At 52.4% G+C, this 23,529-nt stretch carries 21 protein-coding genes, 2 tRNA genes and 1 rRNA gene; 9 read left to right on the forward strand and 15 right to left on the reverse strand.

The window, feature by feature from the left end:
• Window positions 1–51: 51 nt before the first annotated feature.
• From PCH01S_RS24130 to PCH01S_RS24145, 4 genes are all read right to left on the reverse strand, one after another.
• Window positions 52–2,088 carry a sensor domain-containing protein gene (locus PCH01S_RS24130; protein WP_241688777.1) on the reverse strand — a complete coding sequence of 679 codons (2,037 nt, stop codon included), beginning with the start codon at window positions 2,086–2,088 and terminating at the stop codon, window positions 52–54.
• Window positions 2,089–2,404: 316 nt separating this feature from the next.
• Window positions 2,405–4,393, reverse strand: a complete 1,989-nt coding sequence (locus PCH01S_RS24135) for an FAD-dependent oxidoreductase (RefSeq protein ID WP_042233946.1) — start codon at window positions 4,391–4,393, stop codon at window positions 2,405–2,407.
• 233 nt (window positions 4,394–4,626) lie between these two features.
• Window positions 4,627–6,174 (reverse strand): CAP domain-containing protein, encoded by a 1,548-nt coding sequence (locus PCH01S_RS24140; protein ID WP_042233950.1) that lies wholly within the window; start codon window positions 6,172–6,174, stop codon window positions 4,627–4,629.
• Window positions 6,175–6,392: 218 nt separating this feature from the next.
• Window positions 6,393–6,469 (reverse strand) — tRNA-Pro (locus tag PCH01S_RS24145).
• Window positions 6,470–6,655: 186 nt separating this feature from the next.
• On the opposite strand from PCH01S_RS24145, the gene PCH01S_RS24150 reads away from it, so the two are divergent.
• The 9 genes from PCH01S_RS24150 (at window position 6,656) to PCH01S_RS24190 (ending at window position 15,129) form a co-directional block, all read left to right on the forward strand.
• Complete coding sequence (locus tag PCH01S_RS24150) at window positions 6,656–7,525, forward strand: ABC transporter ATP-binding protein (protein ID WP_042233952.1); 870 nt, start codon at window positions 6,656–6,658, stop codon at window positions 7,523–7,525.
• Window positions 7,518–9,728, forward strand: coding sequence for a hypothetical protein (locus PCH01S_RS24155; protein WP_042233954.1), 2,211 nt, complete (start codon window positions 7,518–7,520; stop codon window positions 9,726–9,728). Before PCH01S_RS24150 ends, PCH01S_RS24155 begins: the two co-directional genes overlap by 8 nt.
• On the forward strand, window positions 9,725–10,441 hold the full coding sequence (locus tag PCH01S_RS24160) for a hypothetical protein (RefSeq protein WP_241688776.1): 717 nt from the start codon (window positions 9,725–9,727) through the stop codon (window positions 10,439–10,441). Before PCH01S_RS24155 ends, PCH01S_RS24160 begins: the two co-directional genes overlap by 4 nt.
• Window positions 10,442–10,484: 43 nt before the next feature.
• Window positions 10,485–11,102, forward strand: coding sequence for an RNA polymerase sigma factor (locus PCH01S_RS24165; RefSeq protein ID WP_042233958.1), 618 nt, complete (start codon window positions 10,485–10,487; stop codon window positions 11,100–11,102).
• Entirely contained in the window at window positions 11,095–11,931 is an 837-nt protein-coding gene (locus PCH01S_RS24170; protein WP_042233959.1) for a hypothetical protein, read from the forward strand. The genes PCH01S_RS24165 and PCH01S_RS24170 overlap by 8 nt, the downstream gene beginning before the upstream one ends.
• Window positions 11,928–12,770 carry an ATP-binding cassette domain-containing protein gene (locus PCH01S_RS24175; RefSeq protein ID WP_042233962.1) on the forward strand — a complete coding sequence of 281 codons (843 nt, stop codon included), beginning with the start codon at window positions 11,928–11,930 and terminating at the stop codon, window positions 12,768–12,770. The genes PCH01S_RS24170 and PCH01S_RS24175 overlap by 4 nt, the downstream gene beginning before the upstream one ends.
• A 169-nt stretch (window positions 12,771–12,939) precedes the next feature.
• Window positions 12,940–13,464 (forward strand): RNA polymerase sigma factor, encoded by a 525-nt coding sequence (locus PCH01S_RS24180; RefSeq protein ID WP_009676999.1) that lies wholly within the window; start codon window positions 12,940–12,942, stop codon window positions 13,462–13,464.
• Window positions 13,461–14,009 carry a hypothetical protein gene (locus PCH01S_RS24185; RefSeq protein WP_042233964.1) on the forward strand — a complete coding sequence of 183 codons (549 nt, stop codon included), beginning with the start codon at window positions 13,461–13,463 and terminating at the stop codon, window positions 14,007–14,009. Before PCH01S_RS24180 ends, PCH01S_RS24185 begins: the two co-directional genes overlap by 4 nt.
• Window positions 13,999–15,129, forward strand: coding sequence for a hypothetical protein (locus PCH01S_RS24190; RefSeq protein ID WP_042233966.1), 1,131 nt, complete (start codon window positions 13,999–14,001; stop codon window positions 15,127–15,129). The genes PCH01S_RS24185 and PCH01S_RS24190 overlap by 11 nt, the downstream gene beginning before the upstream one ends.
• A gap of 96 nt (window positions 15,130–15,225) precedes the next feature.
• On the opposite strand, the gene PCH01S_RS24195 is transcribed toward PCH01S_RS24190, so the two are convergent.
• From PCH01S_RS24195 to rrf, 11 genes are all read right to left on the reverse strand, one after another.
• A complete protein-coding gene (locus tag PCH01S_RS24195) occupies window positions 15,226–15,807 on the reverse strand; it encodes a thioredoxin family protein (protein WP_042233967.1) in 582 nt (193 codons plus the stop codon).
• Window positions 15,808–16,190: 383 nt separating this feature from the next.
• Window positions 16,191–16,340 carry a small acid-soluble spore protein P gene (locus PCH01S_RS29970; protein ID WP_084706672.1) on the reverse strand — a complete coding sequence of 50 codons (150 nt, stop codon included), beginning with the start codon at window positions 16,338–16,340 and terminating at the stop codon, window positions 16,191–16,193.
• 41 nt (window positions 16,341–16,381) lie between these two features.
• Entirely contained in the window at window positions 16,382–16,528 is a 147-nt protein-coding gene (locus PCH01S_RS30975; protein ID WP_016423741.1) for a hypothetical protein, read from the reverse strand.
• Window positions 16,529–16,560: 32 nt separating this feature from the next.
• Window positions 16,561–16,911, reverse strand: a complete 351-nt coding sequence (locus PCH01S_RS24200; RefSeq protein WP_042233969.1) for a hypothetical protein — start codon at window positions 16,909–16,911, stop codon at window positions 16,561–16,563.
• Window positions 16,912–17,122: 211 nt separating this feature from the next.
• Window positions 17,123–17,212, reverse strand: a tRNA-Ser gene (locus tag PCH01S_RS24205).
• 82 nt (window positions 17,213–17,294) lie between these two features.
• Window positions 17,295–18,578 carry a serine--tRNA ligase gene (gene serS, locus PCH01S_RS24210; RefSeq protein ID WP_042233972.1) on the reverse strand — a complete coding sequence of 428 codons (1,284 nt, stop codon included), beginning with the start codon at window positions 18,576–18,578 and terminating at the stop codon, window positions 17,295–17,297.
• Window positions 18,579–18,667: 89 nt separating this feature from the next.
• The gene (gene pdxT / locus PCH01S_RS24215; protein ID WP_042233975.1) at window positions 18,668–19,240 is read right to left on the reverse strand and encodes a pyridoxal 5'-phosphate synthase glutaminase subunit PdxT; all 573 of its coding nucleotides are present in this window, start codon (window positions 19,238–19,240) and stop codon (window positions 18,668–18,670) included.
• Between the two features lie 29 nt (window positions 19,241–19,269).
• Complete coding sequence (gene pdxS, locus PCH01S_RS24220; RefSeq protein ID WP_009677085.1) at window positions 19,270–20,151, reverse strand: pyridoxal 5'-phosphate synthase lyase subunit PdxS; 882 nt, start codon at window positions 20,149–20,151, stop codon at window positions 19,270–19,272.
• A gap of 115 nt (window positions 20,152–20,266) precedes the next feature.
• Window positions 20,267–21,559: a D-alanyl-D-alanine carboxypeptidase family protein gene (locus PCH01S_RS24225; protein WP_042233977.1), complete on the reverse strand. Its 1,293-nt coding sequence runs from the start codon at window positions 21,557–21,559 to the stop codon at window positions 20,267–20,269.
• Between the two features lie 118 nt (window positions 21,560–21,677).
• Window positions 21,678–23,135, reverse strand: a complete 1,458-nt coding sequence (guaB, locus tag PCH01S_RS24230; protein ID WP_042233979.1) for an IMP dehydrogenase — start codon at window positions 23,133–23,135, stop codon at window positions 21,678–21,680.
• A gap of 165 nt (window positions 23,136–23,300) precedes the next feature.
• Window positions 23,301–23,417 (reverse strand): 5S ribosomal RNA (gene rrf, locus PCH01S_RS24235).
• Window positions 23,418–23,529: the final 112 nt, after the last annotated feature.

Genomic DNA, 23,529 nt, shown 5'->3' on the forward strand with positions numbered 1-23,529 from the left:
CCCGAGCCTTAGCTGGCCGGGGGATTTTATTGGTTTGTCGGCGAAAGGCCTTCAGACTTGAACGAATGGTTGCTTCCTGCTTAAAAGCTCACCGGCCTTCTCGCTGGATAACGGAGGACTGATGAAAAAGCCTTGTCCGATCGTGCATTGATGCTCCTGGAGGAAATGAATCTGCCTCTCATGTTCGATGCCTTCTCCGATAAGTTGGAATTTTAAATGCCGGCCCATATCGATGATGGTTCGGACAATAGCTTCCGTGTTGGCATTGAACGTGATTTCTTCTATGAAGGTGCGGTCGATTTTAATATGATCGATAGGCAGTTTATCCAGTAAGAAGAGGGAGGAATAGCCGGTTCCAAAATCGTCAATCGAAAGTTTGACGCCAATCTTCTTCAATGCGGTCAAAATCACGAGAGACTGATCCAGATTCTGCATGATGCTTTCGGTAATTTCAAGCTCCAGATGACCCGGGTTCATGTCAAATTCTTCAAGGACGCTTTGGATGGTTGAAACGAGCTGTTTATCCTGGAATTGTCTTACGGAGATATTGACGGCCAGGCGGATTTCCGGCAGCCCCGCTTCCCTCCACTGCTTGTACTGGTGACAGGCTGTGTGAAGCACCCACTTGCCGATAGGCACGATAAGACCCGTTTCCTCAGCAATCGGAATAAACTCCCCTGGCGTGACAACCCCGAGTTCCGGGTCCATCCAGCGGATCAGGGCTTCCATCCCTACGATCTCTCCGCTGGCCAGATTAATTTGCGGCTGGTAGTGAAGGGTAAACAGCTGCTTCTCCAGGGCTCTGCGCAGCCCGTTCTCCAGCTTAAGCTTCCTGGCGAGCCGGTTGTTGTGCACCCGATAATACTGGTAATTGTTTTTCCCGTTTTCTTTGGACAGATACATGGCCATGTCCGCATGTTTGATCAGTACATCACGGTCCATGCCATCCTGCGGGTAAATACTGATGCCGATGCTTGTCGTCGTATAAACCTCATGCCCGTGGAGCTGGAACGGCTGCTTGAATTGATCCAGCACCGCCTGGGCCTGGACACGGACGCCGTCTTCCGTCACTCCTTCAAGCAAAATGACGAATTCGTCTCCGCTGTGCCTGAATACGGTATCGGACGGACCGAGACACGCCCGCAGCCGTTCGGCAACCTGCCTCAGCAGTAGATCCCCGTATATATGGCCGACGGTATCGTTAATATTTTTAAACCGGTCCAGATCCAGAAACAGCACCGCCAATTGCGATCCCGTCTGCTCCGCTCTCTCGATCGCCATATATAGACACTCGTTGAGGTAGCTGCGGTTAGGCAGTCCCGTCAAGGTGTCATGGTAAGCCATATGATTAATCTTTTCCTCGGCCTTCTTGCGTTCCGTAATGTCCTTCCCGATACTCATACACGCGGGCTTGCCCCCGTAATTGGTTGCCACCAGTACCAGTTCGCAGCTTCTTACCTGACCGTCCAGACGGACATACCTTTGTTCCATGCGGGCGGAAACCCCTTTTTCCAAAACTTCGTTCACGTGCTCCAGGGCATTCTTGCGGGATTCCGGATGGAGGAACCTCAGGGCCGACCGCCCCAAAAGCTTGTTCACGTCTTCCGCACCCAGCGATTGGACGGCAGCCGGATTGGCATAGACGAGCTTGCCCTTCTGCTGGACCACAATCGGCTCCGGACATATCTCTATCAGACTCCGGTAACGGTTCTCGCTTTCTTTAAGCCGGTCGCGTTCTATGATCATTTGCCTGAAGAAATAGCTTAAAGCGGCATAAACGACCGTGTTAAACACGACACCGACCAGATTGGCCCGGAGATAGTCGAACTGGACCGTGCTTGAATAGGTGAGCAGAAAAAGCAGAAAGCCCGCTCCGACAATCGTCGGCACCCACAAACCCGGAAGCAGGAAAGCATACAGCAGCAGTAGAGTGTACATGATGGAAGGAAGTTTAAAATAGTCGATGTTGTGAAGCAGAGTAAACAAGGTAATATAGGCTATCGAAGCGAGGATATGTTGCAGCACAACTGATTTTCTCAGGAATACGGCGGATAGAATGGTCGTCAGGAATACAAACACTTTAATCATGTGGTCCTGTCCGACCGAGAACAAGTTGTTCACGATAGTGAGTACAAGAAGCGTTAATAAATAAGCCTTGCCATTTCGCATAATATGCCGATATACGGGACTAGACCGCAGCTGCCTCATTCAAGTGCTCACTTTCTTATGGAATTATAATCTTCGTACTTTTACCAATTATTATCATTATAGCAGATATCTACTAGACTAAAGGGATACATTTCTCTTGTTTTAGTATAAATTTATTTTTGTAAAAGAAATAAAACCGGCCGCACATGACGACCGGTTCCGAATAAGGTTCATTTCGTTTCCGCTGCACTTTTCACTACCGGTAAACGACCCCGGCCTGGGCTTTAAGCACATCGCGCAGCAGCATATAAGCGTCCCCGTTGGTCAGCTTCGATTTGTTCTCGATCGCTTGGAAAGTCGCCGGCTCGACCAGCTTTTGTTCCAACACATAAGCGGCCGACTCGCTCCGTCTTACTTTAGCTCCCACCGCCTGGGATATGGTCCAGGCCGCCTGTTCCCACGTCAATGCAATATCTCCGGGTTTGGTCAATCCCTTGACCGCCGCATCCGCGCTGCCGCCTACGGCTTTGGGGTAGGTCCGGCCCAGGACCGTCTTCATCGTGTTAAAATGGTTGGCAAACCGCCGCGGGTTGGACGGCTCGTCCAGTTGAAACTCGTTCTTCTCGCCTCCCGCGGCGATACCGAGACTTACGGCAGCTTTCAAGCCTTCGTAAGCCTTATGTTTGGTATACGGCGGCGCAGCGAATTTGTAAGGCTCCAGGCGCACGCCCTGCTTCACCAGGGTTTCCTGCAGCTCGGTAACCAGCGGTTTCGACAAGGACAGCTCCCGGAAGCTGACCTTGTTCTTGGTCGCCACCGCAGCCGCGGCACCTGCCGCTTGGCCCGACGCCATCCCGACCGGAACGGTCCGTGCGGACCCGTGGGGCAGCGAATCAAAGCTCGCCGAACGCCCGACCACCAGCAGCCCGTTTATTTTCTGCGGGACCAAAGCCCGGAACGGGACGGCGTACTGACTCGGCTTCAAAACGATATCCCCGCGATACTTGGCGTCCGTACTCTGGATATCGAGGTTGTAGGAGCCGTAGGCTATCTTGTCCCACTGATCGCGGTTATCGAGCGCGTCCACCATAGTAAGCCGGTATTCACCGATCATATGGCGCGTTTCCCGGACATACAGCTCGGGAGCCGAGCCGTCCAGTTCGAGCGACGCAAGTTCCGGGAATTCTTTCTTCATATAATCCAGCACATGCGGGAGTTCGGCACGGCCGATTTCCATTCCTTCCTTGACGGAAGCGGGGTCTAACGGATTAACCCCGAAGATCTGCAGCGCATTGATCAGAATCGAGCCGTCGTTCTGGCGCCCGATGTTCAAGCCGCGCATGCGAACCCGCTCGGGGTTCGTCGATTTGTAATCCCACATGGCCGAGTATCCCCAGCCGCTCATGGCATCAGCGCCCATGCCTCTGAGCAGATGCGGATCATTCTCGCCGTTCTTTTTCATCTGCTGCCAGATTTCTTCGGTCATTCCTTTTAGACGGAATACAAGCGTAACGGCCATGAGCGATTTGTCATCCCCAAGGTCCTGACGCCCGATTGTAAAAGGCACACCGGCGGCCGCAGCCACGTCTCCGTCCTGTGTGGCGTCAATGACGGCCCTGGCGCTCACTTTGTGTTCTTTGCCGTCGGCCGTCGTGATGTTCAAACCCGTTACGGTCTGCGATCCGTTCACCATCGGCGTAAAGCTCTTGGCATGCATCAGCAGGTCAACTTTCTTCTCTTTCCGCACCAGGTCGTAGAACGCGTTGGCTGCGGTTGTCACGTCAAAAGAAGTGCCTTCAACCCCCTTGCGCCATTCCAAGAAAATTCCCTCATTCAGAAACTTGCCGGCGTCGGATTTTCCTTCTTCGTTGGGCGCGAAGCTGTTGTCCAGGCTGTTAAGCCAGCCCTCGGTGAATAAGCCGCCCAGCACATCCCTGGCGCGGTTTTCCACGAGAAGCGTCTTCTGGCCGTTGCGGGCCGCCGATACGGCAGCGGCAATGCCTTCCGGGTCCGTACCTGCGACAATCACGTCGTATTCGCTGTCCGGCGCTTTAATCGAGGCCACTTTCTTAACGGATTGGGACTGACCGGGTTTAGCCATATCCGTCCCTTTCCAGGCCGACCAGGCCCACCAGCTTAAACTGATCAGCAGCAGAAAAGCAAAAGCGCTTATTAAACCCATTCCCTTACGGGGATAAGTAGGTGATTGGTTCTCTTTTTTTCTCGAATCCGTCGTTTGCGTCATCTTCAACCTCATCCTTCTGCGAAATAGGTTCCCCTCAATCCCCTGGTGAATAAGCCGTCGATAAATCTCTTATTTAGACGAAGCTTGGCGAGGTTAGGTTTCATTTTGACTGTCCGCAAGCGAACCCGCGGAGAGGCGGCCCCCCGTTCCGTTCCTTAACCGGAAAAAAGGGTTCCTTCTCAGGAACCCGTCGCTCCACGGGTCTTCCCGCAGGAGATGAGATGCACATTACATTATCTCGGTGTATAAAAGTTTTGTGTGTAATATACGTTCATGGAGCCGCCGAAGTAAACTCCGACGCCCAAGCGGGTTGTATCGCCCATTATGTTTTTGCGGTGTCCGGAGGAATTCATCCAGCCGTTCACCACTTCAATCGGTCCCGAGTAGCCGGACGCGATGTTCTCGGCCGCACTCCAGAACTTCAGCCCGTCCTTCTCCATCCGGTCGAAAGGAGAGAGTCCCTGCTTGTTTGTATGATCGAAATACCCGTTCACGGCCATATCCTCGCTGTGCTTGCGGGCCGTCGAGGCGATGGAGGCGTCCCATGCGAAAGGCGCCTTGCCTTGACGGACGCGAATGGCATTCGTCAGATCGAACGTCTGCTTCTCGTAGGCGGTCCGCTGATCCTCACTGCGCGAGGCTAAGGTGCCTGAGCTGCTGTTTGCGGCGGACATGGACGTATCCTGGACGAGCATGCCGATCAGCTTCCCGTTGTCGTTCGTGTCGAAATAGAAGCTGACATTCAGCCCGTCCGTCTCGAAAGAAACCGCATTTTTGGCCGTACCGCCGACAGCTTTGGCGCCCGTCATTTTCGTCCGGACCGCCGCCTCGTTCATAAGCGTCGTCACTCCGTTCGCTTCCGTCCAATTACCTGTGACCGTATACAGCGCGGCGACTCGGCCGTTCTTGATTCCCGCCTGCAGATAGTGCTTGTAGTCCGTGGTGTTGTAAATGTACCAGGTCAACCCGCTGCCTCCCGTATCTTTACGGTCGGGTTGGCCCAGCCGCTTGATCAGGTCCGCTTCCGTATCGCCCACGGCCGCACCCTCGATCACAAAATGCCGGGCTTCCAGGCTTTCCGTCTTAACGCTGCCGTTACTATCCGGCTTGTCCACCACGGCGACCGTTCCACCGGGCGCGGTCCCGCCGGCACTGCCGGAATTATTCGGGACTTCCGAATAAGCGACAGCGATAAGATCGCTCTGTACGCCGAGCAGATTTTGCAGGAACTTCAGCGCTTCTGCGCGGGTTAAAGCGTCATCGGGGCGGAATCCGTTCTCGCTTCCGTCCGTTTTGCCTTGAGACAAGCCCTGATCCAGCAAACGCTGCACCGCTTCCTTGGTCGAAAGCAGATTGCCCTGCGTAGCCGCAATCAGTCTGGCTGCATCTCCCCGTAAATAAGGGGAAGTTGTATTCTTAAGCAACGGCCAGGAATAAATGGCCGCTTTGGTATAATAGGGATCGAACCATTGGGAGCCTGCCGCCGTTTCGGACCCCACTTTGTTATAGGCACGCAGCAGCAATGCCAGAAACTCCGGTTCGGTAACGGCCTTATCCGGCCGGAACGTGCCGTCGGCATAACCGTCCGTCATCTTGTGCTCATACGCCCAGCGGATCGTTTCTTCAGCCCAGTGGCCCTTAGTATCCTTAAACGTGGATTTATAGGAAGGGGACGTCTGGGACGCCGCAGCGGCCTTATAGCCATTTCCGCCCAGTCCTGAAGCCAGCAGAGCTGCCGTTAAAAAACCGCCGATCAACATTTTGCCTGTTCTAGTTCTCATATCCTCACTCCTTGATCGGAATTATGATGCCGCTCTTCTATTCTAGCGAATCATAGGGGCGGGGTAAATTGATAATTTGATAGATTTTGGCGATTGAAGAAGTTTTTTCTTCATCAGATGGTCGAAACGCTCTTTCCCGGCATACTAAAAAGACCGCCTCTCGGCGGTCTGTTATGTACATGCTATTAGAGAATGAGCCTATTCTCAAAGAAAAATGATGGTCGAGACGACAGGATTTGAACCTGCGACCTCTTGCTCCCGAAGCAAGCGCTCTACCAAGCTGAGCCACGTCTCGATAAGATTTGAACGGATCATTTCGATACCAAATATTATAGCACAGCGGCAAAAGAGTTCAATACTTCTCTTCCGTAAAATGATCCGTAAAAAGCTGGCAATCACGCGGTCGTCCAAACTATTTTAGATCCCTTATCGTTGAAAGAGTACATACGCGTAAAGTAAACCTTCACAAAGGAAGATTCTCATGATTGAGATCCGCAATTTATCTAAAACATATAAACATCACCCGGCTCTTACCGGGGTGAACCTGGAGATCGGACAAGAGATGTTCGGCCTGCTTGGGCCGAACGGCGCCGGGAAAACAACGCTCATGCGCATTTTATCCACTCTGCTTGAGCCTACGGAAGGTACCGTTCGCGTGGGAGGTCTGAACCTGCTTTCGGATGCGGAGCATATTCGCAAAATGACGGGCTACCTCCCCCAGTATTTTCATCTCTACCCGCAGCTCACAGCCTACGAGTTTCTGGACTATGTGGCCGTCATGAAAGGCATCAAAAGCGCCCGCGAGCGCAAATCCCAGATCGGTGAGATTTTGCAGCAGGTCAACCTGGCCGACAAGGCGGGCGCCAAGATCAAAACCTTCTCCGGCGGCATGAAACAGCGTCTGGGGATTGCGCAGGCTCTTCTCGGGGACCCCAAAGTGCTCATCGTGGATGAGCCCACGGCGGGGCTGGACCCCGAGGAGAGGGTCCGCTTCCGCAATCTCCTGAGCCGCTCCAGCCTAAGCCGGACGGTGCTGCTGTCCACGCATATCGTCGCGGACATCGAGAGCAGCTGCAGCCGGGTAGCGGTGCTGCACCGTGGACGCATTGCCTTCGCGGGAAGTCTCGCCGGCCTGCAGGAGTGCGCCGAGGGTCTGGTCTGGGAAGCGGAGCTCAGCGAACGGGAATTTGCGGCGTATGAGCCGCACGAGGTCGTGACCGCCCGCCGGACCGACCATGGCATGCTCTGCCGCATCGTGTCGGCGACCCCGCCCGCGGGGAATGCCGCAGCCGTGAAGCCCACGCTGGAGGACGGCTACCTCGCGCTGATCGGAGGTGACCGGCGTGAATAGATGGCTGCGCGCTTTTTCGCTGGAACTGCGGCTGCTGCGCAGCAATCCCGTTCTTCTGGTCCTCCCGGTTTTGTACGGAGCCTGGATGATCTACTCGCTCGCAAGAATCGCTCCTCCTGTATCGCAGGACCTCTATTTGTACGTGTATGACTTTCATAAAGTGAAGCACACACTTACTTTGGGTGCGGCCATGCTGCTGGGCATCCTGCTTATCCGCAGGGATACCGCCAAAATGGCCTACGAATGGACGGCGGGCCTTCCCGTCTCTCCTGCGGTCCTTTTCAGCGTGAAATATGCGGCCGGGCTTTTGTATCTTTCCTTGTTTACGGCGGCCATGGCAGTCGTGTATGTGTACTTTGCCCTTCACTACGGTATCGCCAGGCCTATCATGTTTCGGGAGCTTTCCTTTTTTGCGGTCCAGTACGAATGGTCTTATATGGTGACTCTGGCCCTGGCTATGCTTCTGGCCATCGCCATCCGCAACCGGATCGTGTATCTCATCGGCTTTTGCGCGTGGGTTTTCGGCACGTTTTTTATCGATCAATTCATTATCGAACGTCTCGGCGTTCTGGAGCTGCGGGTACTGAAGCCTTTCCATCTCAGCGGGATGACGCTCGCTTCCTTCTACGCCAATGAAGCATGGGGACCGTGGATAACAAACCGGGAAACTTGGCTGGCCAGATGGTTTGTACTCAGTTTCACCCTGGTCCTGCTTACCGTTTGCGTCACGATTCTGAAATGGGTCCGTCCGAGCGGAACACGCGCGAGATGGGCGGGCGCCCTGATTCTTTTTACCGTCTTGTCCGCGGGCTCTTATTACACCTATGTGGGATTCTGGACTCCGCATTTTGCGGCATACCGGGAACAACTTCGGAATGCACCGACAGAATCGGTCTATAGTCAGCGCACGATTACTCAGTTTACCGTCTCATCTTACAAAATGGAGCTGGCCCCTATTTCTTCGGATGGACTCCAAGCCTCTGTAGAAGTGTCACTCCGGCCTGCGGATTTGCCCCAAGGCGACGTTTCATTTACCCTGCATGATTATTTTCACGTGGAACAATTGCTGCTCGATCATCAGCCTGTATCGTTTACGCGCCGTGGCAATTTGATTTCCGTCGAGAGTCGTTATTTTGACTCCTCTAAAAGCAGCCAGACGCTTACATTCAACTATAAAAGCAGGGGAGTCAACTGGACATACGGATCGCAGCAGGGTGAGCAAATTATTTCTTTCGTCATGGACCCTTATCTTTACCTGCCCAATTCGGCGGCATGGTATCCTTTACCTAACAACGGACCGCTCTACCTTACCGATGAACGCAAGAAAGAGCTGTTCTACGGCGGACCGCAACCCCTGGCGCAGCCGGCGGATTTCGATGTGACTTTTAAAGATTTCTCCAACCCTATTTACGGTTCTATCACAGAAAAACAAGGCGCTCCGCGTATCCAGCATTTTGAACAGAAGGGCGTGAAATATCTGACCTTCATAGCCGGGAATCTCATCCAGTTCAGTGATGCCAAAGGCAGTCTAAAGCTGCAAACAACCCCGGGTAACCGATGGGAAGCCGACCTTTTCTGGAAAGATATCTTGAGGATGAAAGCTTATTATGAAGCTCTTCTGCAGACAAATCTAAGCGCGGTGCGTAACATCGTGTATATGCCTTTCGGGAATTTGGCCTCTCTTGACAGCCGGCAATCGGCAGTCGCGGGAAGCAGCTACTATATCAACGAGTCCAAAAATCACAACTTGGACGATTATCAGCGTATTCGGACCACTTATGCTCTCCTGTTCGGAGATGATTCATACCAGAGCAGTTATGCCGAGGTCTCCAGAGATGCGAGCGGCAACACGGACGAGACCGTCAAGCCTTCCATTTTCATGGAAATCCGTGCCGCGTTTTTATATCTGTATTACCGGGACGGACTTCAACTTACGGAGGAGCAAATCAGGAGCGTTCAGTTCTCGGGCCAGTTTCTTCCGAAGGATCGAACGACCGGCGACCAGAGCCTTGGCCAACAAATCAAGAACCATATTCTCCTTCAAGTCCGTGAGGCGTTGGATGCGGGAAGAACGGAAGACGTGAAAAAAGTGCTGGCCTCTTTTTATAAAAAGGGTCTTGGCGCTCCCGACGCCCCTTTCCGCTATCCGGTAGTCACTCTCGATGATTGGAACCGGGAATGGGCAAAGGTGTTCGGATCGTGAGCCTTTGGCTGCAGGACCTCAGAGGATTTAAAAGTATATGGGGCTTGCCTCCGCTTCTTTATGTACTTATGCTCGGATACGCTATCTGGAGCTCGGATCCGGAGCAGCCGGGCAATGCATTGTTTTACGGGGAGCTTGCCTTCTACCCGCTCGTTGTCATGCTCTGTGCCGCATTGTTTCATCGGGAGCTCGGAGGACCTATGGAAATTTACGCGACCTTACCCCAGTCCCTGACTGGGATGGCGGCCCGTAAAGGATTGATCCTGCTTGCCGTCTGCACAGGCTATCAGGCTGCCTGGTTTACGGCCTACCAAGCGAAATTCGGCGCCGTAACAACGCTGGTGTATTCCTACGGCCCTGCCGGTCAGTCTTCTATGTGTACCTTACACAGCTTTATGCCGCTTCTGCTCCAGATGCTGCCGGCTCTGCTGTTTATCGCCGTTCTTACCCTTACAGTCATGCTTGCGGTCAAGAAGCTTTACGCCGGACTTTTTGCAGGGCTGGCCCTGTGGATGCTCGATATTCTTTCACACGGGAGCTGGCTTCCTTACTTCACCATTTATACGGTGCATATTCAGGAGCAGTCTAAGGAGATCCCGAATCTTTTTCTTCCGAACCGCCTTGTTCTGCTGTCTGCCACACTCATTTTAACCGTGATTTTGAACTATACGGTTCAGGACCGCAGCCGCTGGATTGTCTCCGAAGAAGAATAATATAGCCGGCCTCATAAACGTGACCGGAGAAAGGAAAAGACAGATGCTTACGGATGAAGAGCTGGTCCAAGCCATGGCCCGCGGCGATCAGGCCGCTTTCGAGGCCTTTGTGCACCGCTACCACGCGCCGCTTCAGCATTACCTCGAGCGGACCCTGCACGATCCCCGCAAGGCGGAGGATCTGGTCCAGGAAGTATTTGTTCGTCTGCTCAAGCAGCTGCAGCAACAGAAAATCCCCGATCACATCCGACCCTGGATGTACCGGGTAGCCTTAAATCTATGCCGGGATTACTGGAAGAGCCTAGCCTACAGAAACGAGCAGCAACTGACGGCTGAACCGCCCGAGGCGCAGGATATCCAGCCTTCCGTCGTTGAAATCTACGAGCGGCAGGAGGCACGCAAAGAAATTATCGGTGCCCTCCGGTCTCTTCCTGAAGTTCAGAAGGAAATTGTCATCCTTCGTTTCTTTCATGATCTGAAGCTTCAAGAAATTACGGAAGTTCTGCAAATCCCGCTCAGTACGACGAAGACTCACCTATACAGCGGCCTACGCAAACTCAAAGCTCTCCTCGGCCCCAAAGCCGGGAGCTTAACCGATACCGGCGGCGGAAGGAAAGAAAATCGCGGCAAACCGACCAAGGAGGGGACCCCTTATGTATGAACCTGACGATAAAGAGCTGGACCAACTGGAGAAAGACACGGCTGTCCTGCTGAACGGATACCTGGTTAAAACGCCTGACCGCATAGATACCGCGAACCTGCTCGGCAGGCTTCAAAGCCACTTCGATGCCATACGCGAGAACAGTCCGGGTAGAGCCCGGCCTGAACATTCAGCAGACCTGCGGCCGTCCTTGTGGAAGCTATGCTGCCACCAGCTTTTTATGTACAACAAGTGGTTCTGGCTGCTTAGCCTGCTTCTCTTTGCCATGCTGCTGCTGCTGAACTCGCCTTACACCATAGCCGGCACTTTGCCGGGCCGCTCGTCTTATTCGCTGGCTTTCCCGCTTCTGCTCGTTTGCGGCTTTCTGTACCAATACCGAAGCTGGAATGAAGGGGTGCGCATGATCGAAAGCGTCACGCCTTATCCCCCGGCGCTTCTCATGTTCAGCCGCCTAATCGTTCTGCTCGTTACGAATGCGGTGCTTGGGCTCATCGGCTCTCTCTATACGTTTGCAACCATGAGCTATTCAAGATCCTGGGTGACGCTTCCTTTTCTTTTCGACTGGATTGCTCCGCTTCTGCTCGTCACGGGGTTAACCGCTTATTTTATGATGAAGCGCGGCATGCTCTCCGCCATAATGGCCGCTCTGACAGGCTGGGGTGTAGAACTGTTCATGGAGGAGTGGCTTCGCCGGGAACTAGTCGGGCAGGTCTGGAACTGGGCCCTGATTCTTCAGGCGGTGCTTATCGCGGCGGGTGTTCTTTTCCTTCTGTCGGCCTATCGGAACAGTATGCGGCTGACAAGCATGAAGGGATGGCGGTCGGCATGATCCGGCTTAATCAGCTTGTCCGTCTCTACGAGGGCCATATCCGGCTGCATGTAGATCAACTGACGCTAGCTCCCGGCCTGATCCTGCTCGTCGGAAAGAATGGGGCAGGCAAGTCCACTCTGCTCCGCTTGCTGGCTACCGCTGATTTTCCCGACGGAGGGGAAATCAGCTATCTGGAAGGAACCGTTAAGGATCAGCTTCCCCAAATACGGAGCCGGATCGGTTATGTGCCGACCGATGTGGAGCTTCATGAAGACATGACGCCCATACGGCTAATGAACTACATGTGTCTCCTTAAAGGAGCCGACCCTCCTCAAGGAGAACAGCTGCTGCGTGAGCTGCATCTGGAGGATGTCAAACGGAAGCGGATCGGATCGCTTTCCCAGGGAATGAAGCAGCGGCTGGCCATCGGGCAGGCTCTGCTCGGCTCTCCCCGTTATCTGCTGCTGGATGAGCCTCTCAATTACTTGGATTCCATCGAGCGCAAGACAGTTATCCGTCTCTTATACCGGCATGCGCGCGGTTGTATCGTGCTTATCGCGGCTCATGAGCTGAACGAATGGCAGGAAGCCGACCAGCTCCTGTGGCTGAACGCCGGCAGGCCGGAATTTTACGGAACGCCGGGAGCCTGGAGGCAAGTTCCTCTCGGTGTTTGGCAGGGGATTCTTCCCCATGCGGATGCCTGCCCCTTCGACGAGGCTTGCGTAATGATCCGCAAGCTGGTTGGAGACCATATCGAGTGGCGGGTGTTCAGCCGCGAATGCCCCGCACCGGGGTTTGTCCAAGTCCCGTTGACAACCGAGGACGCGTACTTTATCCGTTCCCGGCGCTTATTGTGAACTTTTATGAAATTCCGCCCTTGGCTCGACCGGATGGCGGTTTTTTTGTACCTGGAAAAATATTTTTACCGGAAGTGCAGAACTCGAATCAAATCGTTTCGTCTATAGTGATGGAGAGGGGAGGGAGAAAGACATTTTAACGCAGCAAGAGGAACTACTTGTCCAAGGCATGCTTGCCGGAGATGAGGAAGCCTTTCGTGAGGTTGTCCGGACTTACCGGAATTACGTGTTTCAAATTGTGTTTTCGGTCGTCCGGCATCCCAAGGATGCGGAAGACGTCATGCAGGAAGTCTTTCTCAAGATGTATACCTCCCTCCCCCAAACCGAGGTAAAAGGCTTGAAAGCTTGGATCTCCCGCGTGGCCGTCAACAAAGCGATCGATTACAAACGCAAAGCCTACCGCCAGCGGGAAACAGCGACCGACGGTATGGAAGAAGCAATGCCCCCTCCCTCCCTGAGTGGGTCCGATACCGAAGATCCGCTGTTAAGCAAAGAGCTTCAGGCACTTGTTATGCGCAAATTGGAGGAGCTTCCCGAAAACTATAGAGATGTCATTATTGCCTTCTACTACGAAGATAAATCGTACCAGCAAATTGCCGACGAGCAGGAAGTCACCGTACAGACCATCAAATCCAAACTATACCGGGCAAAACAGTGGATTAAGCAGCACTGGAAGGAGGAAGAGTTCGAATGAGTCATAGAAGCCGCGATGAATGGAAGCTTTACATTGCCGGAGAAATTACGGATGATCGTCAGAGAGGCCTTTGGGAGGATCACTTGTATGAATGTGATCTTTGCCTAGAGCTATATACGGAATGCCTGGAATTTTTGTCCCCGACTCTTCCCCTTCCGGATGAGACCGAGACTGAACGCATGATCGATCAAATTCTAGCCCGAAGCGGCAGCCTGCCGGTTGTACGGGAAGCGGCTCCGATGGCTGCACGGAAGCAGGAAGAATCCGAAGGAAACCTTGACCGAACGGAAGCGAAAAAACACCGGAAAGCCCGCTCCCCGAGACGAACGGCTCTGACCCATTACGCCATAGCAGCCGCGGCGACGTTCCTGCTTATGACTACCGGCGTGTTCGGACACATGACGGATCAGTTCTCCCTGGTTCGCACCGAACAGAAGAAACCGCTCGCTACGCCGGTGTCCGATAAACTTATGGAACAGACCTTCGCTTTCTTCGATTCTCTGCATGCCCAGAAACCAAAAGGAGGACATCCCCTTGAACCCTAGATCCAACACAGTCGCGCTGCTGCTCTCGTTTATACCGGGACTCGGGCATTTGTACTTAAAACGCATTTTCAGGGCCTTCCTGTACGGAGCCGGTTTCTTCGGTCCGGTCGCCATGGCCTTTCTCATTGTTGTGGAGGGGCACGGCCCTAAAGACTTTGCCGTCCTCCTCCTGCTCTTTGCGGCCGCTTGTTGGGTCGTTAACATGGTCGACATGTTTATTACACTCGGCAGCAGGCCTTCGTACCCGCCTCCCGGTTACCATGAATATGGAAACCCGGGACACGATTTCGGCCATGGTCCCGGTCCGGGCGCCGTTCCGGAATTCAATCCGGCCGTCTACGAATGGCAGCGCAGGGAGGAGCGCCGGAAGATTATCCTGGCTTCCTTTATTCCCGGCCTTGGCCACTACATGCTGGGCATGATGTACCGCGGGCTTTCCGCTATGACATTCTTTATCGGGGGCGCGATTGTGATCTTCTTCGGGGCATCGCTCACCCGTACCGGAGAATTTCTCTTCTTTTTGCTCGCGCTGCCCGTGCTTTGGATCTATATTCTTTTTGATGCCATCCGGCAGTTGGAAAAGAAACAGGCCGGTATGGAGCTGACGGACCGGACGTTCTTCGACGACTTCAGCGAAAGCCGGCAGGAAGGCAGACGGAGCAAGACGATCGCTACCGTTCTGGCCGTATTTCCCGGCGCCGCCCACTTGTATCTCGGGCTTCAAATGAGAGGGCTTCAAATCATGGCAGGCTTCCTGTTCTCCATTTATATTATGGATGTCCTCCGCCTCTCGCTCTTTTTGTTCCTGATTCCGATCTTTTGGTTTTACAGCTTTTTCGATGCCCTCCAGCTGATTTCCCGGCAAGAATTCGGATATGTCGAAGACAAGCCGATCTTTAAAGGAATCAAGCGCCATCAGCGTAAGATCGGCTTTCTTATCATTCTGGTCGGCCTGTACTATCTGACGAATGAAGTACTGCTCGACGTATTGCGGAGATACTATCCGGATTGGCACTGGCCGTATTCGATCTCCTCATACTTCCAAACGTTCATCGTCGCCTTGGTTCTGATCGGAGGCGGATTAACCCTGCTCTTCAATTCCCCGAACCGGAAATCTTAAAATTCCAACGCCAAGCTCCGCAGAGCATATTGCCCTGCGGATTTTCTTTTTTTTGAATTTGCAAAAAAAAGCGCACCTATCCCCTCGGTCAGCCATTCAAACCAGGTCGCAGGCTTCCTCCGGCATCCAATGCTTGTCACGACCCTCCCATTTGACATTACAGCCAATCGGGTTAGTGACTGGAGTAGGAACAGGTTTGCCTGCCGAAATCGCTTCTAGGGCCTCCTGGAGGTTGTTTACGGTCATGTTAGCGGTTTCCCTCGGGTTGTCGACTCCGCGCCCTGTGTAGACCAGCTTACGTCTGTCGTTAAACACAAAGAAATGAGGTGTACGGAGAGCTCCGTAAGCAAGTGCAACTTCCTGACCCTTGTCGTGAAGATACACCCAGGGGAATTTCTTCTCCTCCATGCGTTCTACCATGTTCTCAAAAGAATCCTCGGGGTTGGTCTGGGAGCTGTTGCTGTTAATCGCAACGAAAGCTACGCCTTGTTCGGTAAATTGCTCGGCCGTGCGCCGCGTGATCTCCTCTGAACCCAGGACATACGGACAGTGATTGCACGTAAAGAAAACAACCAATGCCTTGGCGTGCCGGAAACTGTCTAATGTGTAAATATTGCCGTCCGTACCCTGTAAACGAAAATCCCTAGCTCCATCTCCAATACCTAACGTAAATCCCATGATTCATCCCTCCTTGACTATAAACTATACCTTATCAGTACCTCTTATGACGAAGTTAGAATCGGTTGTTACCAAATTGTAAAAAAATTCATGCATATCAAAATGAAAAAGGAACCCCTAAGGGTCCCTTTCCGTCGGTGATTACTTGGATGATCTTCTACATCTTGCTGTTCACAAACCTTCACAGTGAAACGGCTTTTAGAACACGTCCCGGTGTCTTTGGCACATCTCCTCCAGTTTGGCTTTACAAGCTCGAATGACCTTCAGATGATTGTTCTGCTGACTTTTCCAACGGAACCACACCTCTCTGTGTTCACCGACAATACTAGTATGTCCCGGTTCATAATTGCTATGCACTCCGCGCAAAGTTTTTTCGTTTATCGTTATCTTCCTTCCCCATGATTTTGTCGGGAATGATTCCGTTTCTTCACTTTCTTCGATCCCGACAGAGGCTCATTGGCAGGAGTATTGTACCTCTCCAGCTCCTTCTGCGTCACGCCGTCCCCTACGGGCAGCGCCTTTGGCTTGGACATCTTTTTCACCCCAAACGGTCCGTTTTCGGAATTTTTCGCTTCTATTCTTCGTGATTTAAGGCATCCTGATGACGGCGGTCATTGGTCTGCTGCTGAATTTGCTGGGCATCATGACTGTTGACAGCCGATTTATTCAAATCTTTGGCCACATTTTGCAGATTCTTATCCCGCGTTCTTTGTCGGGTCATGATCGTTGCACCCCCATTTTGGCTAAAAGCAGTTACGCATGCGTGAGCTCTTGTAGAACTTGAGCACATTCGTGAATATGCCGGACATAGTCTTTGACCAAGCCCTGAATAATTTCACTGGTTTCATCCGCGTGCACGTCATCGCGTTCTACATCCACCAGTTCCACCTTCACTTCCCGCGAGTCCACGTAAGTGCATTTAAAGTCGAACGTGTAATGCGTCCTGCCCGCGTTCGTGATATGAATCCGGATTGCCTGCGGGTCGGCCTCATCGGGCCATACGCGCGCATGATCGGACTCGGGAAGCGTATTGGGCAGTTCCTCCATCCAAGCTTTGGCGAGCTGATCTCTTTCCAAAGACGGCTTTTCCGTCTTGACTATCATCCTACACCACCCCCTACCGTTAACATGCGTCAAGGCGTGGTCCGCTTATTCTTTTCCCGCTGCGACAAAAGCTGGGTGATTTCCGTACTGCAGCCCCTCCTTCAAGGCAAGCAAAGCGCACCCCGAATGGTTTAAAAGAATATACATACACGCAAAAAAACTGCGGCGCCAAAGCCCGCAGTTCGTAAGGTCTTATTTTATAAAAGTTGAATGGCGGAGAGGGTGGGATTCGAACCCACGGTGCCCTCACAGACACGGCGGTTTTCAAGACCGCTGCCTTAAACCACTCGACCACCTCTCCAGAAAGCTACCGACTTCCGATCACAGAAGACAGTAACTGTAACAGAGAAATTTTATCACAATCAAAGTTCTATTTACAAGTGTTAATTTTTACGCAACACCGTAACGCCATTCATGTAAGGAACCAGTACTTCCGGAACCGTTACCGAACCGTCTTCCTGCTGGTAATTTTCTAGGATGGCCGCTACCGTCCGTCCGATGGCAAGACCCGAGCCGTTCAGCGTATGTACGAATTCCGGCTTCGCTTTGGCATCTCTGCGGAAACGGATATTGGCGCGGCGCGCCTGGAAGTCCTCGAAGTTGCTGCACGAGGAGATCTCCCGGTAAGCTTCCGAGCTAGGCAGCCATACCTCAAGATCATACGTCTTAGCCGATGTGAAGCCGATATCGCCTGTACAGAGCGTCAGAACGCGATAAGGCAGCTTCAGGAGCTGAAGCACGCGCTCCGCGTTCTGAGTGAGCTCCTCGAGCTCCTGGTACGATTCCTCGGGCTTGACGAGCTTGACCAGCTCCACCTTGTTAAACTGGTGCTGGCGGATCAGGCCGCGGGTATCTCTTCCGGCAGCTCCCGCTTCGGAACGGAAGCATGCGCTGAACGCGACGAATTTACGCGGAAGCTGCTCCGCGGCAAGAATATCATCCCGGTGGTAATTGGTCACCGGCACTTCCGCCGTCGGAATCAGGAAGTATTCCGAATTCTCGATATGGAACACGTCTTCCTCAAACTTCGGAAGCTGCCCGGTTCCCGTAAGGCTGTCCCGGTTTACGATATACGGAGGGAGCATTTCTTCATACCCGTGCTCCGTACTGTGCAGATCCATCATAAAGTTCATCAGAGCGCGCTCCAGACGAGCGCCCAGACCCTTATAGAACACGAAGCGCGAGCCCGTTACCTTACCGGCCGCTTCAAAATCCAGGATTCCCAGATCCATAGCCAAATCCCAGTGGGCTTTCGCCTCGAATCCGAAGGCAGGCACGTTCCCATTGCGGCGGATTTCAATATTATCCTCTTCCGAGGCTCCTACCGGCACGCTTTCATGAGGAACATTCGGTATAGAAAGAAGCAGGTGATTCAGCTCGACTTCCAGTGTCCTGAGCTCCTCATCCAGTTCTTTAATGCGGTCACCCACACCTTTCATTTCGGCGATCAGGTCCTCCGCATCCTCTTTCGCCTTCTTACGCATCGCCACTTCCTGCGATACCGTATTCCGGCGGTTCTTCAGCTGCTCCACTTCCTGCAGCAGCTCTCTGCGTTTCACATCAAGTTCCGCTATACGCGTAACTTCTTCGAGCTGCTTGCCTCCGCGGTTTTTCATAGCGGTTTGAACCGTTTCTATGTCGGTACGGATTAATTTAATATCAAACAAGGAGACTCCTCCTCCTAAAGTTGTAAAAATGGAACAAAAGCACCCTTCTCTCGTATGGAGCAAAAGAGGTGCTTCTGCTTTTGGATCGATTAACGGGTTTCCCGGATCATATCCAGAAAATAAGCATGCATGCTTGAATCATCCGTCAGTTCGGGATGGAACGAAGCCGCAAGCAGATGACCCTGTCTGGCGGCCACGATTTGCCCGTTGTACTCGCTTAACACGTCTACGCCGTCTCCGACCTGATCGATAAGCGGCGCACGGATGAAAACGGCCCTTACAGGCCGATCAATGCCCTTAATAGGCAGATCGGTCTCAAAGCTTTCACGCTGCCGGCCAAACGCATTGCGCTGCACGGTCATGTTCATCAGCCCCAGATGGGCTTCTTCCTGACCCGCAATCTTATCCGCGATCACAATCAGTCCGGCACACGTGCCGAAGACCGCTTTTCCCTGATTGGAGAAGTCCCGGATCGCTTCGATGAAACCGTAACGTCTCATCAATTTGCCAATCGTGGTACTCTCGCCTCCCGGAATGATCAGACCGTCCAGTTCGGCAAGCTGCTCCGCACGCTTCACAACGACGCCTTCGCCGCCAACCGCCCCAATCAGGCGGATATGTTCCGCTACGGCTCCCTGAAGAGCCAATACGCCAACTTTCATCGTTCTTCCCCGCTTCCTGCCTCGGCTGATTACCAGCCGCGGTCCTGCATCCGCTCGGAAGCATGCAGCTTGGAGATTTCGATGCCTTTCATCGGTGCTCCCAGGTTTTTGGAAACTTCCGCAATCAGCTTATAGTCTTTGTAATGCGTAGTCGCTTCTACGATCGCACGCGCGAACTTCTCAGGGCTGTCCGATTTGAAAATACCGGAGCCTACGAATACACCGTCCGCGCCAAGTTCCATCATAAGAGCCGCATCGGAAGGAGTCGCTACACCGCCTGCGGCGAAGTTAACGACCGGCAATTTGCCGTTCTCGTGAATATATAGAACCAGATCGTAAGGAGCGCCCAGGTTTTTGGCTTCGGCATATAGCTCGTCCTTCGCCAAGCTCTGGATTTTCCGGATTTGAGATTGAATAAGACGCATATGACGAACCGCTTCCACAATATTGCCTGTTCCCGGTTCACCTTTCGTACGAAGCATGGAAGCCCCTTCGTTGATACGGCGCAAAGCTTCGCCGATATCTTTCGCTCCGCATACGAACGGAACGGTGAAGTCCTTCTTGTCGATATGGAACACTTCGTCTGCCGGTGTCAGTACTTCGCTCTCGTCAATATAGTCCGCACCCAGTGCTTCCAGCACGCGTGCTTCTACAATATGACCGATACGCGCTTTAGCCATTACCGGAATGGAAACAACCTTCATAACCTCTTCCAGAACAGTCGGATCCGCCATACGGGCTACGCCGCCTGCCGCACGGATATCGGATGGTACCCGTTCCAGTGCCATAACCGCGGAAGCACCCGCAGCTTCTGCAACCTTAGCTTGTTCCGCATTCATGACGTCCATGATGACGCCGCCCTTTTGCATTTCAGCCATGCCTCTTTTTACGCGCGAAGTACCCGTCTCCATATTAAATCCTCCTGGAATTTATATCCCTAGCTAGATTTTTCGTTCATGAACTTCTAAGCTAACATTTTACATGAACCTGTTCGTGAAAACAATAACTTTTCCTGAGAGAACCCGCTTAGAATAAGCCTTTAACCCCGTTGAACAGATCTACGAACAAGTTTTTGATCGCCCGCATCATCATCCGGAACCAGCCTGCTTTTTCCATATCGTTTTCGGCCACCAAATCAACCGTTTCGGAGTTTTTACCGAAGGACAAGGTAGCGGTACCCAGCTTGTCTCCCTTTTTGAGAGGGGCAACCAGTTTATCCGCTGCCAGCAGATCAACCTTCGTTTCCAGCTTCGCATCCGCGCTTCCCTTCTTCACGGCAAAAGCTACATCGTTTTTCAGGACAGCAGGGGCTTCCAGTTCTACGCCTTTTGTAATCGGCACGGTTTTCTGTGCATCCAGAGCGGTTCCGGCTTTAGCCAACGTTTTGAATTCAAAGTTGGTAAATCCATAGTCCAACACTTTACGTGTCTGGTTAAAACGCTCCGGCTCCGTCTTCGCACCCATTACAACGCTGATCAGACGCATGCCGTTGCGCTCAGCCGTACCGGTAAAGCAATATCTGGCCTCATCGGTGTGTCCCGTTTTAAGACCGTCCAAGCCTTGGTAGGCATATTTTTTGAAATTCACATTGCTGCTGTTGCCTTCAAGCATCCAGTTGTAGTTAATCATCGGACTTTTATCCGATTCGCGGAGTTTTTTTGAAGGAACCTTTGTATATTCCAGTACTTCTTTATGCTCTGTAACCAGGTGTCTTGCAAGTATGGCTACATCTTTCGCAGACATCACCGTCTCCCCTTGAATACTTTTAGGAGCATTCTCTTTAATGTCCGCTCTGGATAGGCCCGTCGCATTAATGAACTGGGCTTTCTCCGACATGCCGAGCTCTCTGGCTTTGTCGTTCATCAGCTTGGCGAAGCCTTCTTCCGACCCGCCGAGCTTTTCGGCAAGAACGATGGAAGCGTCATTCGAAGAATAAATCGACATCGCATAAAACAAATCTTTAATCGTCAGTGTTTCGCCTTCCGCGATCAGTTGGCCGGACCCGATTGCACTGGCCGCGTACTTGCTTGCCGTGGCGGTATCTTCCCATTTGAGCTTGCCATTGTGAATCGCTTCCATAACGAGGTATTCCGTCATCATTTTGGACATACTTGCCGGGGGCAGGACTTCATCCGCATTTTTCTCGTATAGAATTTGTCCGGTGCTTGCTTCCATCAGAATAGCGGATTTAACATCCAATTCGGGTTCGCCGTCAGCCGCCAACGCGGTAACCGCAAATATGTGAAGGAAGGATACTTGTAGCATTGCAAAAACGAGGGCCAAAGATACTTTTCTTTTCCAGAAACCAAATTTTTTCAACTCACACACTCCTATTTGTAAATTCATGATGTGTCTTATTGTACCATTCCCAGGGCATAAAAAAAAGGAGACCCCGGTCCTGAGACCGGGGCCCCCTATATGGGGCGAAACATTATAGTTACAACGAGTAGTTCGGTGCCTCTTTCGTAATTTGCACATCATGCGGATGGCTTTCACGTAGACCCGCACCCGAGATACGAACAAACGTTGTATCGTTGATCAAAGTTTCGATGTCAGGAGCACCGCAGTACCCCATACCGGAACGAAGACCTCCGACGATTTGATAGATGGTATCGGCCAACGGCCCTTTGTAGGCTACACGTCCTTCAATACCTTCCGGCACCAGCTTGGTTTCGTTCTCCTGGAAATAACGATCCTTGCTGCCTTCTTTCATTGCTCCAAGTGAACCCATACCCCGGTAAACCTTAAAGCGTCTGCCTTGATAGATCTCCGACTCTCCAGGGCTTTCTTCCGTACCTGCAAAAAGGCTTCCCAGCATAACGGCACTTGCACCAGCGGCAATAGCTTTAACTACGTCACCAGAGTACTTGATGCCGCCATCTGCGATGATCGGTACGTTGTACTCACGTGCAACGGATGCGCAATCATAGATAGCGGTAATTTGTGGAACACCGATACCGGCGATAACACGGGTTGTACAAATTGACCCAGGGCCAATTCCAACTTTGACGATAGAGGCGCCTGCTTCGATCAGATCACGCGTCCCGTCTCCCGTAGCTACGTTACCAGCGATAAGCGGCAGCTCCGGATATTGGTTGCGAAGCTTTCTGACCGTCTCTAGGATGTTGATATGATGACCGTGAGCCGAATCAACAACCAGCACGTCCACTCCGGCTTCTACAAGTGCCGCGGAGCGTTCCATCACGTCTTTGGAAACTCCTACTGCAGCTCCGCACAGCAGACGACCGAATTCGTCTTTGCCCGCATTGGGGAACTGAATAGCTTTTTCAATATCCTTAATCGTGATGAGACCTTTCAGTACAAAAGAGTCATCCACCAGCGGCAGCTTTTCGATCTTGTGCTGTTGGAGAATTCCTTCCGCCTGCTCCAGGGTTGTCCCAACCGGAGCCGTCACCAGATTTTCTTTTGTCATGACTTCTTCGATCTTAATGGAGTAGTCATGAACGAAACGCAAATCACGGTTGGTCAAAATCCCAACCAGCTTCTTATTCTCATCGACGATCGGCACGCCGGAGATTCTGAACTTCGCCATGAGTGCCTCCGCATCGTATACATGATGCTGCGGTGTAAGGTGGAAAGGGTTCGTAATAACACCGGACTCCGAACGTTTAACCCGGTCTACCTCGCCGGCTTGCAGCTCAATGGACATATTCTTATGAATAATTCCGATTCCGCCTTCGCGGGCGATTGCAATCGCCAGAGCGGCCTCTGTCACCGTATCCATCGCTGAACTGAGGAGAGGAATGTTTAATTTCACTTTCGGGGCAAGCTTGGTGGAAACATCAATCTCTTTACCGAACACATTTGATTTACGAGGCACCAGAAGTACATCGTCAAACGTCAATCCTTCTTTTGCGAATTTAGCATCCCACACAGGGTTTGCCCTCCTCTTCTGTCTTTAGATATTATTGCAATCATACATAAGGCCTTTTTTCATGTCAAGAAGCAGACCATGACAATCTTGGCGCTTCCTGCTAGCATGTCTCTTTTCTATAACAAAAAACCTTTTCGAACTGTCATTCGAAAAGGTTTTATTTGTGCTTGGCAACGTCCTACTCTCCCAGGACCCTTCGGTCCAAGTACCATCGGCGCTGGAAGGCTTAACGGTCGTGTTCGGGATGGGTACGCGTGGTTCCCTTCCGCCATCGTCACCAAACAGGTGTCTAGTCAGACACATCAGGGTTGCTCCCTGAAAACTAGCAGCGAAACGTGCAGTCGATCCATCCAAAGATCTTGTGGTGCATACCCGGAGGTATGCTTCCGATGTC

Source organism: Paenibacillus chitinolyticus NBRC 15660 (assembly GCF_000739915.1).
Taxonomy (GTDB): Bacteria; Bacillota; Bacilli; order Paenibacillales; family NBRC-103111; genus Paenibacillus_F; species Paenibacillus_F chitinolyticus.

Excerpts from the sequence above, each read along its gene's own strand:
- PCH01S_RS24130 (WP_241688777.1), bottom strand. The coding sequence starts at position 2,088 with ATGATTAAAGTGTTTGTATTCCTGACGACCATTCTATCCGCCGTATTC.
- PCH01S_RS24135 (WP_042233946.1), bottom strand. The coding sequence starts at position 4,393 with ATGACGCAAACGACGGATTCGAGAAAAAAAGAGAACCAATCACCTACT.
- PCH01S_RS24140 (WP_042233950.1), bottom strand. The coding sequence starts at position 6,174 with ATGAGAACTAGAACAGGCAAAATGTTGATCGGCGGTTTTTTAACGGCA.
- PCH01S_RS24150 (WP_042233952.1), top strand. The coding sequence starts at position 6,656 with ATGATTGAGATCCGCAATTTATCTAAAACATATAAACATCACCCGGCT.
- PCH01S_RS24165 (WP_042233958.1), top strand. The coding sequence starts at position 10,485 with ATGCTTACGGATGAAGAGCTGGTCCAAGCCATGGCCCGCGGCGATCAG.
- PCH01S_RS24170 (WP_042233959.1), top strand. The coding sequence starts at position 11,095 with ATGTATGAACCTGACGATAAAGAGCTGGACCAACTGGAGAAAGACACG.
- PCH01S_RS24175 (WP_042233962.1), top strand. The coding sequence starts at position 11,928 with ATGATCCGGCTTAATCAGCTTGTCCGTCTCTACGAGGGCCATATCCGG.
- PCH01S_RS24180 (WP_009676999.1), top strand. The coding sequence starts at position 12,940 with ATGCTTGCCGGAGATGAGGAAGCCTTTCGTGAGGTTGTCCGGACTTAC.
- PCH01S_RS24185 (WP_042233964.1), top strand. The coding sequence starts at position 13,461 with ATGAGTCATAGAAGCCGCGATGAATGGAAGCTTTACATTGCCGGAGAA.
- PCH01S_RS24195 (WP_042233967.1), bottom strand. The coding sequence starts at position 15,807 with ATGGGATTTACGTTAGGTATTGGAGATGGAGCTAGGGATTTTCGTTTA.
- PCH01S_RS29970 (WP_084706672.1), bottom strand. The coding sequence starts at position 16,340 with ATGTCCAAGCCAAAGGCGCTGCCCGTAGGGGACGGCGTGACGCAGAAG.
- PCH01S_RS30975 (WP_016423741.1), bottom strand. The coding sequence starts at position 16,528 with ATGACCCGACAAAGAACGCGGGATAAGAATCTGCAAAATGTGGCCAAA.
- PCH01S_RS24200 (WP_042233969.1), bottom strand. The coding sequence starts at position 16,911 with ATGATAGTCAAGACGGAAAAGCCGTCTTTGGAAAGAGATCAGCTCGCC.
- pdxT (WP_042233975.1), bottom strand. The coding sequence starts at position 19,240 with ATGAAAGTTGGCGTATTGGCTCTTCAGGGAGCCGTAGCGGAACATATC.
- pdxS (WP_009677085.1), bottom strand. The coding sequence starts at position 20,151 with ATGGAGACGGGTACTTCGCGCGTAAAAAGAGGCATGGCTGAAATGCAA.